The sequence below is a fragment of the Paraburkholderia sp. EB58 genome (assembly GCF_050436665.1).
Lineage (GTDB): Bacteria > Pseudomonadota > Gammaproteobacteria > Burkholderiales > Burkholderiaceae > Paraburkholderia.
Map to the genome: position 1 here is coordinate 106,406 of NZ_JBNDMQ010000002.1, position 13,904 is coordinate 120,309.

13 protein-coding genes are annotated in these 13,904 nt (G+C 63.2%); 8 read left to right on the top strand and 5 right to left on the bottom strand.

The genetic code is table 11. From position 1 onward, the window contains the following. Positions 1-36: 36 nt before the first annotated feature. The 4 genes from P3T40_RS03100 to P3T40_RS03115 form a co-directional block, all read right to left on the bottom strand. Positions 37-348, bottom strand: coding sequence for a high-potential iron-sulfur protein (locus P3T40_RS03100; protein WP_429266218.1), 312 nt, complete (start codon positions 346-348; stop codon positions 37-39). 151 nt (positions 349-499) lie between these two features. Further along, on the bottom strand, positions 500-1,606 hold the full coding sequence (locus P3T40_RS03105) for an NAD(P)/FAD-dependent oxidoreductase (RefSeq protein ID WP_429266219.1): 1,107 nt from the start codon (positions 1,604-1,606) through the stop codon (positions 500-502). 370 nt (positions 1,607-1,976) lie between these two features. Continuing rightward, on the bottom strand, positions 1,977-2,270 hold the full coding sequence (locus tag P3T40_RS03110; protein ID WP_429266220.1) for a DUF4148 domain-containing protein: 294 nt from the start codon (positions 2,268-2,270) through the stop codon (positions 1,977-1,979). A 272-nt stretch (positions 2,271-2,542) separates the two neighbouring features. Continuing rightward, positions 2,543-3,520, bottom strand: coding sequence for an AAA family ATPase (locus P3T40_RS03115; RefSeq protein WP_429266221.1), 978 nt, complete (start codon positions 3,518-3,520; stop codon positions 2,543-2,545). 293 nt (positions 3,521-3,813) lie between these two features. Between P3T40_RS03115 and P3T40_RS03120 the strand changes: the two genes are divergently transcribed. Further along, on the top strand, positions 3,814-4,299 hold the full coding sequence (locus tag P3T40_RS03120) for a hypothetical protein (RefSeq protein WP_429266222.1): 486 nt from the start codon (positions 3,814-3,816) through the stop codon (positions 4,297-4,299). Positions 4,300-4,333: 34 nt separating this feature from the next. Further along, a complete protein-coding gene (locus P3T40_RS03125) occupies positions 4,334-5,131 on the top strand; it encodes an endonuclease/exonuclease/phosphatase family protein (protein WP_429266223.1) in 798 nt (265 codons plus the stop codon). Between the two features lie 18 nt (positions 5,132-5,149). Here the strand turns inward: P3T40_RS03125 and P3T40_RS03130 are convergent, their stop codons facing one another. Further along, a complete protein-coding gene (locus P3T40_RS03130) occupies positions 5,150-6,118 on the bottom strand; it encodes an aldose 1-epimerase (protein ID WP_429266596.1) in 969 nt (322 codons plus the stop codon). A gap of 284 nt (positions 6,119-6,402) precedes the next feature. Here P3T40_RS03130 and P3T40_RS03135 point away from each other — a divergent pair, with 284 nt between their 5' ends. From P3T40_RS03135 to P3T40_RS03160, 6 genes are all read left to right on the top strand, one after another. Next, positions 6,403-7,455 (top strand): LacI family DNA-binding transcriptional regulator, encoded by a 1,053-nt coding sequence (locus P3T40_RS03135; protein WP_429266597.1) that lies wholly within the window; start codon positions 6,403-6,405, stop codon positions 7,453-7,455. A 118-nt stretch (positions 7,456-7,573) separates the two neighbouring features. Next, on the top strand, positions 7,574-8,596 hold the full coding sequence (locus tag P3T40_RS03140) for an ABC transporter substrate-binding protein (protein WP_429266224.1): 1,023 nt from the start codon (positions 7,574-7,576) through the stop codon (positions 8,594-8,596). 234 nt (positions 8,597-8,830) lie between these two features. Then, the gene (locus tag P3T40_RS03145) at positions 8,831-10,459 is read left to right on the top strand and encodes a sugar ABC transporter ATP-binding protein (protein ID WP_429266225.1); all 1,629 of its coding nucleotides are present in this window, start codon (positions 8,831-8,833) and stop codon (positions 10,457-10,459) included. Then, a complete protein-coding gene (locus P3T40_RS03150) occupies positions 10,449-11,480 on the top strand; it encodes an ABC transporter permease (protein WP_429266226.1) in 1,032 nt (343 codons plus the stop codon). Before P3T40_RS03145 ends, P3T40_RS03150 begins: the two co-directional genes overlap by 11 nt. Before the next feature lie 50 nt (positions 11,481-11,530). Further along, positions 11,531-12,493 carry an ABC transporter permease gene (locus P3T40_RS03155; protein ID WP_429266227.1) on the top strand — a complete coding sequence of 321 codons (963 nt, stop codon included), beginning with the start codon at positions 11,531-11,533 and terminating at the stop codon, positions 12,491-12,493. Positions 12,494-13,022: 529 nt separating this feature from the next. Beyond that, positions 13,023-13,793, top strand: a complete 771-nt coding sequence (locus tag P3T40_RS03160) for a ferredoxin--NADP reductase (RefSeq protein WP_429266228.1) — start codon at positions 13,023-13,025, stop codon at positions 13,791-13,793. Positions 13,794-13,904: the final 111 nt, after the last annotated feature.

Here is a 13,904-nt window from a genome sequence, read left to right on the forward strand (position 1 = left end):
GGCGCGACAGCTTTGGCACACGGCCCGAGCGGGATCTCAAGCCTTCTTGTTGTATGCGCTGCACCAACCCTTGGCGGAGACCTGCTTGCCGGCAAACATCGGGCAGCCGCCCCACGGATCGGCGCCCTTGCCCTGGTAGAAGCTGCAGTTGCCGCAGTCCTGGCCGGCGGCGTACTTGGCGTACTTGGCCTTGTCGACCTGCGTGGCGTCCTGCTTGTAGCCGAGCGCCTGAGCGGTCGGATCGGCTTCGGTGACTTTGGCTGGGTCGGCGAAGGCCTGGCGCGACAACGCGAGCGTCGACGCGACGCCGATGCTCGTAATCAAAAAGCTACGACGGGATGATTTCATGGGGACTCACTCCATTTGTATTGGACCAAACGCCGTTCTAACGACAGCGATCCCCAAGCATAGCAACGAAGCCCCCATACGTGACGGCTCAAATGATAGACATAAGCGAATCGGTACTGCGGCCCATCGCCGCATTTGTCGCGCTATCTGACTAAGTCCGCCCCGCCAGTTCGCAGACACGCTGCGCGATCGCGAGGCACGCGGTCAGCCCTGGCGATTCGATCCCGAACAGGTTGACGAGGCCACGAACGCCATGCGCGGCCGGTCCCTGAATCACGAAGTCGGCAGCGGGTTCGCCGGGACCCGAGAGCTTGGGGCGAATGCCGGCATACGCCGGTTGCAGCGCGCCGTCAGGCAAAGCGGGCCAATAGGCGCGAATCGCTGCATAGAAGGATTCCGCCCGACGAGGATCGACGTCGTAGTTGATCGCGTCGACCCATTCGACGTCCGGACCGAAGCGCGCCTGGCCGCCGAGATCGATGGTCAGATGCACGCCGAGCCCCGCCTCGTTCGGCATCGGATAGATGAGCCGGCTAAAGGGCGCGCGCCCCGAGATGCTGAAGTAGTTGCCACGCGCCAGATAAAGCGGCGGCACATGGCGCGCGTCGAGTCCGCGAATCTTCCGGGCTAGTGCATTGGCCTGCAGCCCGGCGCTATTGATCACACATGCCGCGCTGATCGTCGTAGGCGCTGCACCGCCGACCTTCACCACGAAGCGTCCGTTGCTCGACTCGATCGCCTCGACCGGTGCATGGAATGCGCACACCGCGCCATCGCGTTCGGCGTCGCCCTGAATGGCCAGCATCAGTTGATGACTGTCGACAATCCCGGTGCGCGGCGAGAACACCGCCTCGACGCATTCGAGTGCCGGCTCCAGCGCCTGCGCCTCAGCGCCGCTAATGCGCATCAGGTCGAGCACGCCGTTTTCCTTGCCGCGCGCCATGATGCTTTCAAGCTGCGGAATCTGGTTGCGCGAGGTTGCCACGAGCAACTTGCCGCAACGCGAATGCGGCACGCCGTGTTGCTCGCAGTAGTCGTACAGCATCTCGCGGCCGCGCACGCACAGCGCTGCCTTCACTGAGCCGCGCGGATAGTAGATGCCTGCGTGAATCACTTCGCTATTGCGTGAACTGGTGCCGACGCCGATGGCCTCGGCCGCTTCCAGCACGATCACTTCATGACCGCGCGCCGCGAGAGCGCGCGCCACCGCCAGGCCCACAACGCCGGCGCCAATCACTACACATTCGATCTGATCCATGTCCCTTGACGCGGCTTACCGCACCGCGCGCTGCCTCGTTGAAGACAGGATGCGGCCGTTTGATACGGCTCGCCGCTCGCTGTCGAACGCATCCTGCACACATGACAAAATTGTACGACGCGGTACAGAAACGAATGCCCGCAGTCGCAACGACTGCGGGCATCGGATCGGGAACCAGTCCTGATTCTGCGTGTTGATTCTGTGTGCCGCACGGCTTCAGTGTACGCCGTCGAGGGACGAGGCGCTCGCTTCTCAGAAGCGGAGGGCGGGTGCAGGCGTTTTGGGCGGGTTTGGGATTGCGGTCGTTGCGTCTGTCTGCTTACGTGTGTGCGTGCGTCTGCCCAAGGGGGCGGCAGCGTGTGCCGGCGCGTTAGTTCTGGACGGTGGCGCGATTGAGCGAAGCATCCCGCTCGGCGCTGGTTCGCGCCGTATTGATCTGTACACGCGGCACGGTATAGCCGCCGGTGGCGAACTGCGCGGGATACGCCGGATCGTTCGGGTTCATGCTCAGTTCACCGTTGGCGCGCGCTTGCGCCAGTTCAGCCTTCACCTCGGCACGGGTCTTCGGGCCATTGTTCACGGCGGCAGCATCATCGCCGCTGGCGAAAGCGGGCACCGCAACGGCAGCGGAAATCAACAAAGCAGCAAAAGGGGCGAGTTTCATGATGGGTTCCAGATTCGTCAGTACCGGTGAATCGAGTCTGAGATGAAGCGCCGCCGTCGCGCGCCGCTGCATTTCGAGATAACCCAGTGTAGGTCACGACTATCGAAAAACTATTCTGATTAAGCCAATTTACAGTTGCATTCGGGAGAACAATCACGGCGCCCGTGCGCCTGGCTGCGGCGAGGATCTCTACAGTCCAGGCCAGGTTAGCGCGCCAAACAAAAAAACCGCCCGAAGGCGGTTCTGTGTTGCCGCAGAACGGCTTGCGCCGTTCAAAAGCCAATCGGTTTGCGCCGGTTGCCGTAATCGAGCCGGATGTCGTCCGCGCTAATCCAATCGCGGCCTCCGATCCGTGCCGCCCCGAAGCCGTTCAGGATTGCGCGGCGCATTTCCCGCGGCGACGCGTGTTTCAGTGCATCGAGCGCGGCGTCGCCCAGTTCGCCAGGAAAGCGCAGTCCCCAGCCATGCGCCGAGCGGATTTCATCGTAGATGGATTGCGCGATCCGCCTCGCGCCATCGTGATCCGGCGGCGGGATTTCGTAGACGTTCATCCGGTTGAGGATCGGCTCGGGAATCGAGCGCTCGTCGTTCGCTGTCGCAATCCAGATGACGTGACCCGCGTTGATCGGAATCTCGGCGAATTCATCGATGAAAGTTTGCGCCGTGTCGTGTTCCAGCAACGCATACAGTGCGCCGAGTGGATCGTATTGTGAGTCGCCAGTCGCCTTGTCGATTTCGTCGACGGCAATTACGGGGTTCGCATAGCTCCCATGCACGAGCGCATCGAAGACCTTGCCGGGCTTGGCATTTTTCCATTGCGACGATGCGCCCGAGAGAATCCAGCCCGCCGTCAGCGAACTCATCGCGACGTAGTGATACGACGTGCCGAGCAGCCGCGCAAGTTGCTTCGCAAAATGCGTCTTGCCGATGCCGGGGTCACCAAGCAGCAGGATCGGCATTAGCTCCAGCCGATCCTCGGTCTCGAGGCACAGCGCCACCTGCTTGCGCACATCGTCCAGTGGCTCGCTGAAGTTGGGCAACGCCTCGACCAGATCGTCGATAGAGGGCATCCGGTTCGGCTTCACGCAAAAGCGCAGATTGCCGATCTTTAGCATCTTTTCGTAGGTAGTGCGCAATGCCTCGTTAGCGCCGTCGCCGAGATCGTTCAGCGCGGTTTCGACCCGATCGAGGTCATACACCTTACTGAACGACGCCACCGCGATTTCCTGTTTGACCATTGCTGTTGTCATAGCTCACCCCGTCGTGCTGGTCTTGCGGCTACGGCACCGATGAGGCGCCGTTTCAAGTCCAGTGTAACGAGGCCATATTCGCGCGCAAGCGAGCAGCCATGCGGGTCTGCTGCTAACACCCGCATCCGGGCCTTGGTCCACGCCCGGTTGAATGGACCGATCTCATCCCCATGTGAAATGGATTGTTGCTGAACCTGGCCCCCACATCGGTGTCAGAAAGACGTTGCGCGCATCAGGCGTAAGATGGGCCCCTGTCATCCTTCGGACGCAGCGCTCCGGGAGAGCCTTCAACTATGTGGAAATCCAGTCTCGTCGCCGTGCTGTTGAGCACGTCGTTACTCGCTCAGGCACAGCAGCCTGCCGCCCAGCAGGCCGTGCAATGGCAGTTGCAGGTGATGCGCGACGGCCAGCAGATCGACGCCTTCGAAGGCACGACGACGGTCGGCCAGGCGCGCACCGACACGCACCATCAGGTGGTGCAGCACAACGTCGGGTGCAAGGATGCGCCCGGCGGCAGTATCGATCTGTCGCGCACGCTCACGATCTCGCCGATCCAGGCCGACGCGAACCAGGTGACGCTCGCCATCGACGCACAGGAAACCCTTGAAGACGACAGCGCTCCAAAAACCGATACCGGTTGCAAGCTGCCGCCGCAGCCACGCCAGGTGAGCGCCAATCATCCGGGCCTGCAAGTGGCGTCCGGTCAATGGGCCACCTGGCAGATCGTCGACAAGAATCCGAACCTCGTGTATCGAATCCGTGCCAGCCTTGCCAATTAGCCCTGATATCAACGAACACCGTGGACCAAGCGGCATGCGAAACCCCGAAGAACTCATCCGCGAGAGCGTGCAACCGAAAGACTTCATCGCGGTCAGCTGGAACCTGCACAAGGGGCGCACGCCGCTTGGCTTCCAGGCTTGGCAGGCGATGCAGCGCTGGGTGCAGTCAACCCACGCCGACGCCTACTTTCTGCAGGAAGCGATGGCGCGGCGCATGCCGGCGCCGGTGCTGTCGAGTAGTTTCGGCGCGCCGCTGCGCGATCCGGTCGACGATATCTGGCATTGCCAGGCCACCGAAATCGCCCGCTCGCTGGAGTTGCAGATCGCCCTTGGGCCGAATGTCTTCAAGCCGTCGTGGCGGCACGGCAATGCGATCCTGTCACCGCATCCGCTCGATCTCGGCGGCCGTTGGGACATCTCCGCGCACCGCTTCGAGAAGCGCGGTCTGCTGGTGGCACGGGCCACCTTCGGCGGCCATTCGGTGACGCTGCTGTGTGCGCATCTCGCGCTCACGCGCGCGGCCCGTCTGCGGCAAATGAACTGGATTGCTCACTGGATTGCGAAAGAAGCGCCGCAAGGGCCGCTCGTGCTCGCAGGCGACTTCAACGATTGGCGCAACGATTCCGTACCGCTCTTCGGCGAACACGGTCTGTATGAAGTGGCGACTTTGCTCGGCGAATCCGGGCGGACCTTCCCGGCGTTTTCACCGGCGCTCGCGCTCGACAAGATGTTCGTGCGCGGCATGAAGCCGGTTGAGTGGATCCAGCCGACGCAGGAGACCGCGTGGCTGTCGGATCATTTGCCGTATATGGCGCGCTTGCGAGTCGAATAGCGCGCGCAGCGCTGCCCTTTAAACGCGCTGCGGCGTCCAATGCACGGTCGCCGTGATCTGCTCATCAGGCATCAGCACACACCCGCCTACATGATCGCGCGTGTCCGTGGCGTTGAAGCAATCGGTGGTGTTCGTCACCGGTTCGACGCACAACAGCGCTTCGCTCGCTGGCGCAAACACCACCATATGATCGAACGGCGCTTGCGCCGTCAACGTCAGTTGACGGCCTTCATCGGGCCACGCAATGGTCGCGCTGCGCGACCAACCCGCGAAGTTGTTGTCGAGATCGAACGCATCGGCGGACATCCCTTCGCGCATGGCGTCGACCGCGGGATGCGGGCCGAGGTGCGTCGGCAGCACCTCGCCATCGGCATGCCACATGCCCTGCACTTGCGCATACACGCGCGTGCTGGCGGTACGCGGGTAATACGGGTGATGTCCCATGCCGAACGGCATCGGCCGTTCAGCCAGATTGTGCGCAGACAAGGTCACCCGCAGCGTGTCCCCGGCCAGTTCGATCCGTTGCATTGCGCGGTAGCGAAACGGCCAGTCGCCCGGCGCGTGTGGATCCGGCTCGTGCTCGAAGTGCAGTTCGACCGAACTCCCCGTACGCGCACCGACCCGCCAGGGGCGACGCCATGCGTGGCCGTGCAATGCGTGGGCAAAGAGGTTGCCGTCGCCGGCAAGATCGACGGTTTGGCCGTTGAATTCGAAGCGCGCATCGCGAATGCGGTTGCAATACGGCAGCAGCGGAAAGCTCGCCATGCGCAGCGGATCGCGTTCGGCGAGCGCCGCCTCGGTGGCGGGCCGCAGCCAATGCACCGGCCCGGCGGCCGCGACCTCGTAGTACGCCGCGATCGCACCGCCGACGTGTGGCGCAACCAATAGGCGCATTGTGCCGCTCGCCAACGCAATCAACGCGGGATCGTCGAGCTGGAACGCTTTTGTCGCGGCTGGCCGGATCGGATTCAAGGAAACATCGCGCATGGTGAGGATAAGAAGGGCCTTGGGGCGGAACGCGGCCAACATGGCCCCGCGCGACCGAGAATCGCACGTCACAACCTTCAGGTCAATATTATTAGTAATATTTAGTGCAGAATCCCATTGATATAAACCCCCGTCAGACGTCCCAAATGACGGGTTTTTGCGCGTTGCCCACCGCATATTATTAGTGGTACCGTCAGCACGATCATGCCCTTGGCATTCCCTGCTTTTGCCACCGCTCCAGCGCGGCCCGCACAATGAAAAAATCGACTCAACGCCGCCCTACGATGACCGACATCGCCAAGCTCACCGGCGTGTCGCAATCGACGGTCTCACTTGTCCTGAACAACGCGACGGGGGCGAAATTCTCCGAAGCCACCCGCAACAAAGTGCTCAAGGCGGCGCATGACCTCGGCTACCGGCTCTCGCCGCGCGAACCGGTGCTCGCCTCCAAGGACGAACGCAACCTGATCGTCTATCTCGCCGACGAAATCTCGACGAGCCCGCATCCGGTCGTCAACATCGACGGCGCGCGCGACGCCGCCTACGCAAGCGGCAAGATGCTCGCGGTCTACTCGACCCACGGCAATGCGGACATCGAACAACAGGTGCTCGAGACCACGCTGTCGAACCCGCATCTCTTTGGCGTGATCTACGCCACGGTCTACACGCGCAAGGTGAGCCTGCCGGCCGCGCTGTCGCGCGTGCCGACTGTGCTGCTCAACTGCTACACGAGCGAAGGCGGCCAGTCGTCAGTGGTGCCAGCCGAAGTGGCGGGCGGCCATATCGCCACCGAGTTCCTGCTCAATGCCGGCCACCGGCGCATCGGCTACATCAATGGCGAGCCGTGGCAGGACGCGTCGAAAGACCGTCTCAAGGGCTATCGCACCGCGCTCGCGACCGCTGATCTGCCATTCGCCCCCGAACTGGTGCGCGACGGCGACTGGAGCTCGGGCCTCGGCTTCGAACAGACGCTCTCGCTGATGCGCGAGCCCAATGCGCCGACCGCGATCTTTTGCGCCAACGACCTGACCGCGCTCGGCGCGATCGAAGCCATCAAGCAACTCGGCCTGCGGGTTCCCGAAGACGTTTCCGTGCTCGGTTACGACGACCAGGAGATCGCCCGTCACACTCACCCGGCGTTGTCCACCGTCGTGCTGCCGAACTACGAGCTCGGCCGCTGGGCGGTCGAAACGCTGTTGCAGGAAGAACAGAACCGTGCCGCCGGCGCGCCGGTGCGGCATCGCATGGTGAAGCTCGACGGTCCGCTCGTCGAACGCGCCTCAGTGAGGGTAATCACCGAGGCAAAACAGCCCATAATTAATATTATTAGTGATTGACCGATAATAATTCCGAGTGGAATAATCAGCACGTCCGGTCATCGGTGCGCAGGTGCCGACCGGCAGGCGAAACACCAAAAAGCAAATACACCTACCTCACCAGGTACTGGAGGAAGACATGGCATCGCTCGAACGGCAATTGCGTGGTCAAGGTCGTCGGCTGACCGCATCCCCGCTGGCTGCATCTCTTGTGGCATTGGCTCTTGGTTTTGGCGTCGCGACGGCCCACGCCGACGACGCTGCCCTGCCCAAGATCCCCAACAAGACCCCGCTGAAGGTCGGCTTCGCGCAGACCGAAAGCAACAATCCGTGGCGTCTCGCGGAAACCAAGAGCATGAAGGACACCGCCGCCAAGTGCGGCTGGCAGTTGGTCATGACTGATGCGAACGGCTCAAACGCGAAGCAGGTCTCGGATATCCAGAACATGATCGCGCAGCACGTCGATCTGCTGGTGTTCCCGCCGCGTGAAGAAAAGCCGCTCTCGCCGGTCGTGCTGCAGGCGAAGAAGGCCGGCATTCCGGTGATTCTGGTGGACCGTGACGTCGATCACTCGGTAGCCAAGCCTGGCACGGACTACATCACCTTCATCGGCTCCGACTTTATCAACCAGGGCCAACGCGCCGCCGACTGGCTGGTGAAAGCCACCAACGGCAAGGCCAAGATCATCGAGCTCGAAGGTACGACAGGCGCGTCCGCTGCCAACGATCGCAAGAAGGGTTTCGACGACGTGATCGCGAAGCACCCGGACATGCAGATCATCGCTTCGCAGGACGGCGATTTCTCGCGCGACAAGGGCCGTCAGGTGATGGAAACCTTGCTGCAGGCGCACCCGGACGTAACCGCCGTCTACGCGCATAACGACGAAATGGCACTGGGCGCGATCGCCGCGATCAAGGCCGCCGGCAAGCAACCGGGCAAGGACATCCAGATCGTCACGATCGACGGCACCAAGGGCGGCATGGACGCCATTGCCGCCGGCGAACTCGGCGCAAGCGTACAGTCGAGCCCGTTCTTCGGCCCGCTCGCCTGCGACGTCGCGCAGAAATTCGCAAAGGGCGAAAAGATCCCGACCTGGGTGAAGGTGTCGGACCGCTTCTACGACAAGAGCAACGTGCAGCAGAACATGCAATACGGCTATTGAGGCCGACGCACTCAGCGCAGCAAGTCCCCGCCTCCGGAGGAGGTCAGCTCTGAAGATTTGGGGGCATCCCGCAGGACGTCTCCCTTCCGTCTCCGAGGGGGACGGGAAGGGTTCGGAGCGACGTGCCCGTGCCACGACGGGCCGTCGCTTCGCTTTGTCTTACGCACTACTATGGGAAGGTGGCGCGAGCCGCTCCGCCGCCCGCCGTACAGCATCTGCAGCAGGAGAATAGACGTGACGCAATCCGGCAGCCCCACACCGCCGTCTCCGAGCGCCGGGCGTTCGCCGCTCCTGGAGATGCAGGACATCCAGATCAGTTTCGGCGGCGTGCCCGCCCTGCGCAACGCGAATCTGAGCGTCGCCGCGGGCGAAGTGCATGCGCTGATCGGCCAGAACGGCGCCGGCAAATCCACCATGATCAAGATTCTCACCGGCGCGTATCGGCGCGGCGGTGGGACAGTGCGCTTCGAAGGCCGCGAGATCGATTTCCGCACGCCGAAGGAAGCGCGTGAAGCGGGCATCAGCACGATCTACCAGGAGATCAACCTGGTGCCGTTCCGCTCGGTGGCGGAGAACATTTTTCTCGGCCGCGAACCCCGCCGCTATGGCCTGATCGACTGGCGCGCGGTACAGCAGCGCGCCGCCGCGCTGCTCGATTCGTTCGGCTTGCAGATCGATGTGAAGAAACCCGTGCGCAGCTATTCGACTGCGATCCAGCAGATGGTGGCGCTCGCTCGCGCGGTATCGTCAGACGCAAAAATGGTGATCATGGACGAATCCACCTCGTCGCTCGACGAACGGGAAGTGGAACTGCTGTTCACCGTGGTGCGCAAGCTGCGCGACGACGGCCGCGCGGTGATTTTCGTCTCGCACCGGCTCGATGAACTCTACGCGCTGTGCGACCGCGTCACGGTGATGCGCGACGGCCAGACCGTCGCCCAAAGCACGATGGCCGAGATGGACAAGCTGCAGCTCGTCACGACGATGCTCGGCCGCACGCTGGCCGCCGTCGTCCAGGAAGACGCCGCCGCGCGCGAAGCCAATCTCGCGCGCCGCGGCGCGCAGGTCATGGCGGCGCACAACCTCAGCGCCCATCCAAAGGTGAGCGACGTTTCGCTCGAAGTGCACGCAGGAGAAGCCGTGGGCCTCGCCGGCCTGCTCGGCTCGGGCCGCACGGAGACGATGCGGCTGATGTTCGGCGCCGACCCACTCGAACAGGGCACGCTTGCCGTCGGCGGCGAAACCGTCGCGCTCAAGTCACCGCAGGATGCGATTGCGCGCGGCCTCGCCTACCTCACCGAAGACCGCAAAGGCGACGGTATCGTCCCTGAACTGTCAGTGCGCGACAACCTCACGCTCGTGTGCCTGCGCACGCTGGCCAAACACGGTGTCGTGGACGTCAAAAAGCAGCAGGCCATCGTGGACCGGTTCATCGCCTCGCTCGGTATCAAGCTGCGCTCACCGGATCAACCGATTCGCGAACTGTCGGGCGGCAACCAGCAGAAGGTGCTGCTCGCGCGGTGGCTCGCAGCCGAGCCGTCGCTGCTGCTACTCGACGAGCCGACCCGCGGCATCGATGTCGGCGCCAAAGCGGACGTCGCGAAAATCGTGCGCGAACTGCGCGATGCCGGGCTCGCCGTCCTGCTGTCCGCCTCGGAACTGGAAGAGCTCACCGCCGTGGCGGATCGCGCCGTGGTGATTCGCGACGGCCGCACCGTCGCCGAACTGAACGGCGCGCAAATGAGCGAGAGCAGCATCATGGATGCCATCGCGTACGGCAGCGATGGCTCTTCGCAAATCGCGGAAGCGGCCCACACGGCCCACATCGAAGACGCGCTGGAGGGCGACCGTCATGGCGCTTAAGTCGCTCAAGTCATTAGGCAATCAAGCTGCGCAACCGCTCGCCGCGCAAACCCCGCTGTCCGCACCGGATGGAGCCGCGCAACAACAGAAGAAGCGCCACCGCATCACCATCCAGCGCGAAATCATCGTGCTACTGGCAATGCTGGTGTTCAACCTGCTGTTCACGCAGCACTTCTGGTCGCTGCAAACCTTCAACGTCAACCTGACGCAGGTGGTGACGATCGTGATCGTCGGCATCGGCATGACGCTGGTGGTCGCGACGGGCGGCATCGATCTCTCGGTGGGAGCGTCCATGGCGATTTCCGGCGCGCTGGCGCCGATGCTCTTCATGAACATCCCCGGCGCCGGCGGAATCGCCCTCGCGTTCGTCCTGCCTATCCTGGCGGCAGCCGCGTGCGGCGTCTTCAACGGACTGCTGGTGACGAAGCTCTCGGTGCAGCCGATTGTCGCCACGCTGGTGCTGTTCATTGCCGGCCGCGGCATTGCCCAGGTGGTCACCGACGGCAGCCTGCAAGCCTTCAACAATCCCGCGTTCCAATGGATCGCGCTTGGCAAGGTGGGCGGCGTGCCGTTCCAGGTGCTGCTGATGTTCGCGCTGGTCGCGCTGTTCGCCTGGGTCGTGCGCAAGACGCTGTTCGGCCAATACCTGCTGATAACCGGCGGCAACGAAAAGGCCGCCTACCTGTGCGGCGTGCCGACCGCGCGCATCAAGCTGATCGCCTACACCCTATGTGCGGCGCTGGCGGGCCTCGCGGGGCTGATTTCGATTTCGGTGAATTCCTCGTCAGACGCGAACGTGGTCGGGCTCGGCAGCGAACTCGATGCGATCGCCGCCGTGGCGGTCGGCGGCACCGCGCTGACGGGCGGTAAGGCGTATATCGGCGGCACGCTGATCGGCGCGCTCATCATCCAGTTGCTGCGTTATACGTTGCTCGCGCACGGCATTCCCGATGCGGCCGCACTGGTCGTCAAGGCGGCGATCATCATCGCCGCCGTGTACGTGCAACGGCGCTCGCGCTAAAGCCACATGACCCCGCTGCCCGCGCTCTCCAAGACTCCGGACCCGATGCGATGAAAAAGAATCTCCCCATCCTGCTCGCGCTCGTCGCACTCGTAGTGCTCGGGCTCGTGCGTTACGAACACTTCGGCTCGGCCTACAACATCAATTCGTTCTGGCGCTACAACTCGATGTTCGCGCTGATTTCGGTCGGCATGGCGTTCGTGATCATCACGGGCGGCATCGACCTCTCGGTGGGCACGGTGGCCGCGATGTCCAGCATCGTGGCCGCGCTCACCAGCACCTATGGCGGCTGGGTCGCCGTGCTGGCCGGCTCCGTGGCGGGGCTGGTGGTTGGCGCGCTGAATGGCATCATCATCACGCGTCTGAAGATCCTGCCGTTCATCACGACGCTTGCCACCAGTCTGGGCGCACACGGCGTCGCGCTGCTGCTCGGCAAGAACGACGCGGTGTCGATTGACGCCGCTTCGAATTTCGGCAACTTCGGGCAGGGTGATCTGTTCGGTCTGCCGATCCCTGGCATTGTCGCGGCCGTAGCGGCACTGGCCGGGTGGCTGGCGCTGCGCAGCACGCGCTTCGGGCGACATTCGCTCGCCATCGGCGGCAGTGAGGAAGCGGCGCGCCTGATGGGACTGAATGTGGACCGCACCCTCGTCACGGCTTATGCCGTGAGCGGACTGCTGGCCGGCATGGCGGGCGTGATTCTGGCCGCACAGTTCGGCGCCGGACAGCCGAACGAAGGGGTCGGCTGGGAATTGTTCGCGATCTCCGCCGTGGTGCTGGGCGGCACCCTGCTGACAGGCGGCGAAGGCTCGATTGCGATGACGATCGCCGGTGTGCTGCTGCTCGGTCTGGTGTTCAATCTGCTCAACTTCGAAAACGGCCTGGGCTTCATCAGCTTATCGGCGTACTGGCAATCGGTGATTCGCGGCGTGTTCCTGCTGGCCGTCATCGTGATGCAGGCCCGCGTGCTGAAGCAGCGGGGCCGAAAACGCACGGCGGCTGTGGCGGGCTGAGGGAGGGATTCCCGCCGGGGAGCGCCACCCGCGTTGGTGGCTAAAGACAGCATTCCCGCCGATTTCCGAGCCGTTAACCCCCGCTTTCGTACCATTTTTGCCTCTTTTGCCGTCTCGGCTGAAGGGTCAATGCTGCGCTGCGCGACGGGTTTCTGTATCATCCCAAAAACTTGTTGTGAGGACGCATGCCTACCGGCAACGCGATCCGGTCACCGGACGGCGAAACGCACCATGCGAATTTCGCCCATCGCCGTACCGCTGCTGAACCCCGGCTGTACCCCCGCCGACGTGCTCCGATGCGTGCCGTTCCGACGCCGAAGCCGCAAGTCCGGCAACCGCTTGAAGAGGCTCGACGCCGCGCCGCCACCGTCGGACGGCAAGCGCGGTAAAATAGCGGATTGCGCATCATTTTCCTTTAGTAGTCGGTCAACAATGGGGTTGGCAGCGGGTTAGCGCAGCATCCATCGCCCTTGCTGTGCCGGCTGGCTATTCGTCTGGCCGTCTTTGTTTTCGCACCATCCAAGAAGCCATGAGCAACCTGAATTCACAAACCGTCCTGAGCGTCCATCACTGGACCGATACGCTGTTCAGCTTCACCTGCACGCGCGATCCGTCATTTCGCTTCGAAAATGGCCAGTTCACGATGGTGGGCCTCGAAGTCGACGGCAAGCCGCTGATTCGCGCCTACAGCCTCGCGAGCGCGAACTACGAAGAGCACCTCGAATTCCTGAGCATCAAGGTTCAGGACGGTCCGCTCACCTCGCGCCTGCAGCATCTGAAGGTGGGCGACCAGGTCCTGATCGGCAAGAAGCCGGTCGGCACGCTGATGGCGGACAACCTGTTGCCGGGCAAGACGCTGTGGCTGCTGTCCACGGGCACGGGCCTCGCGCCGTTCATGTCCATCATCAAGGATCCGGACATTTACGACCGTTACGAGCGCGTGGTGCTCACGCACACCTGCCGTTTCGTCGACGAGCTGGCGTACAAGGAATACATCACGGACCACCTGCCGGCGCACGAGCACCTCGGCGAACTGGTCCAGGAAAAGCTGCTGTATTACCCCACCGTCACGCGCGAACCGTTCCAGAACCGCGGCCGGATCACCGAACTGATCGAAACCGAAAAGCTGTTTGCCGACCTCGGTGTGCCGGGCTTCTCGCTGGAAAACGACCGCGTCATGCTGTGCGGCAGCCCGCACATGCTGCGCGACACGCGCAAGCTGCTCGACGACGCGGGCTTTCAGGAAGGCAGCAATAACTCGCCGGGCCACTACGTCGTCGAAAAGGCGTTCGTAGGCTAAGTAGGACCTCAGCCGCTCGCCCGTTCCGCGGGCGCAGCGCGCTCACCGGCTGGTGAAGCGCTAGCGGCTTACTTGAACAGTCGAGGCAGATTGCCGGATGAGAAATCGAGA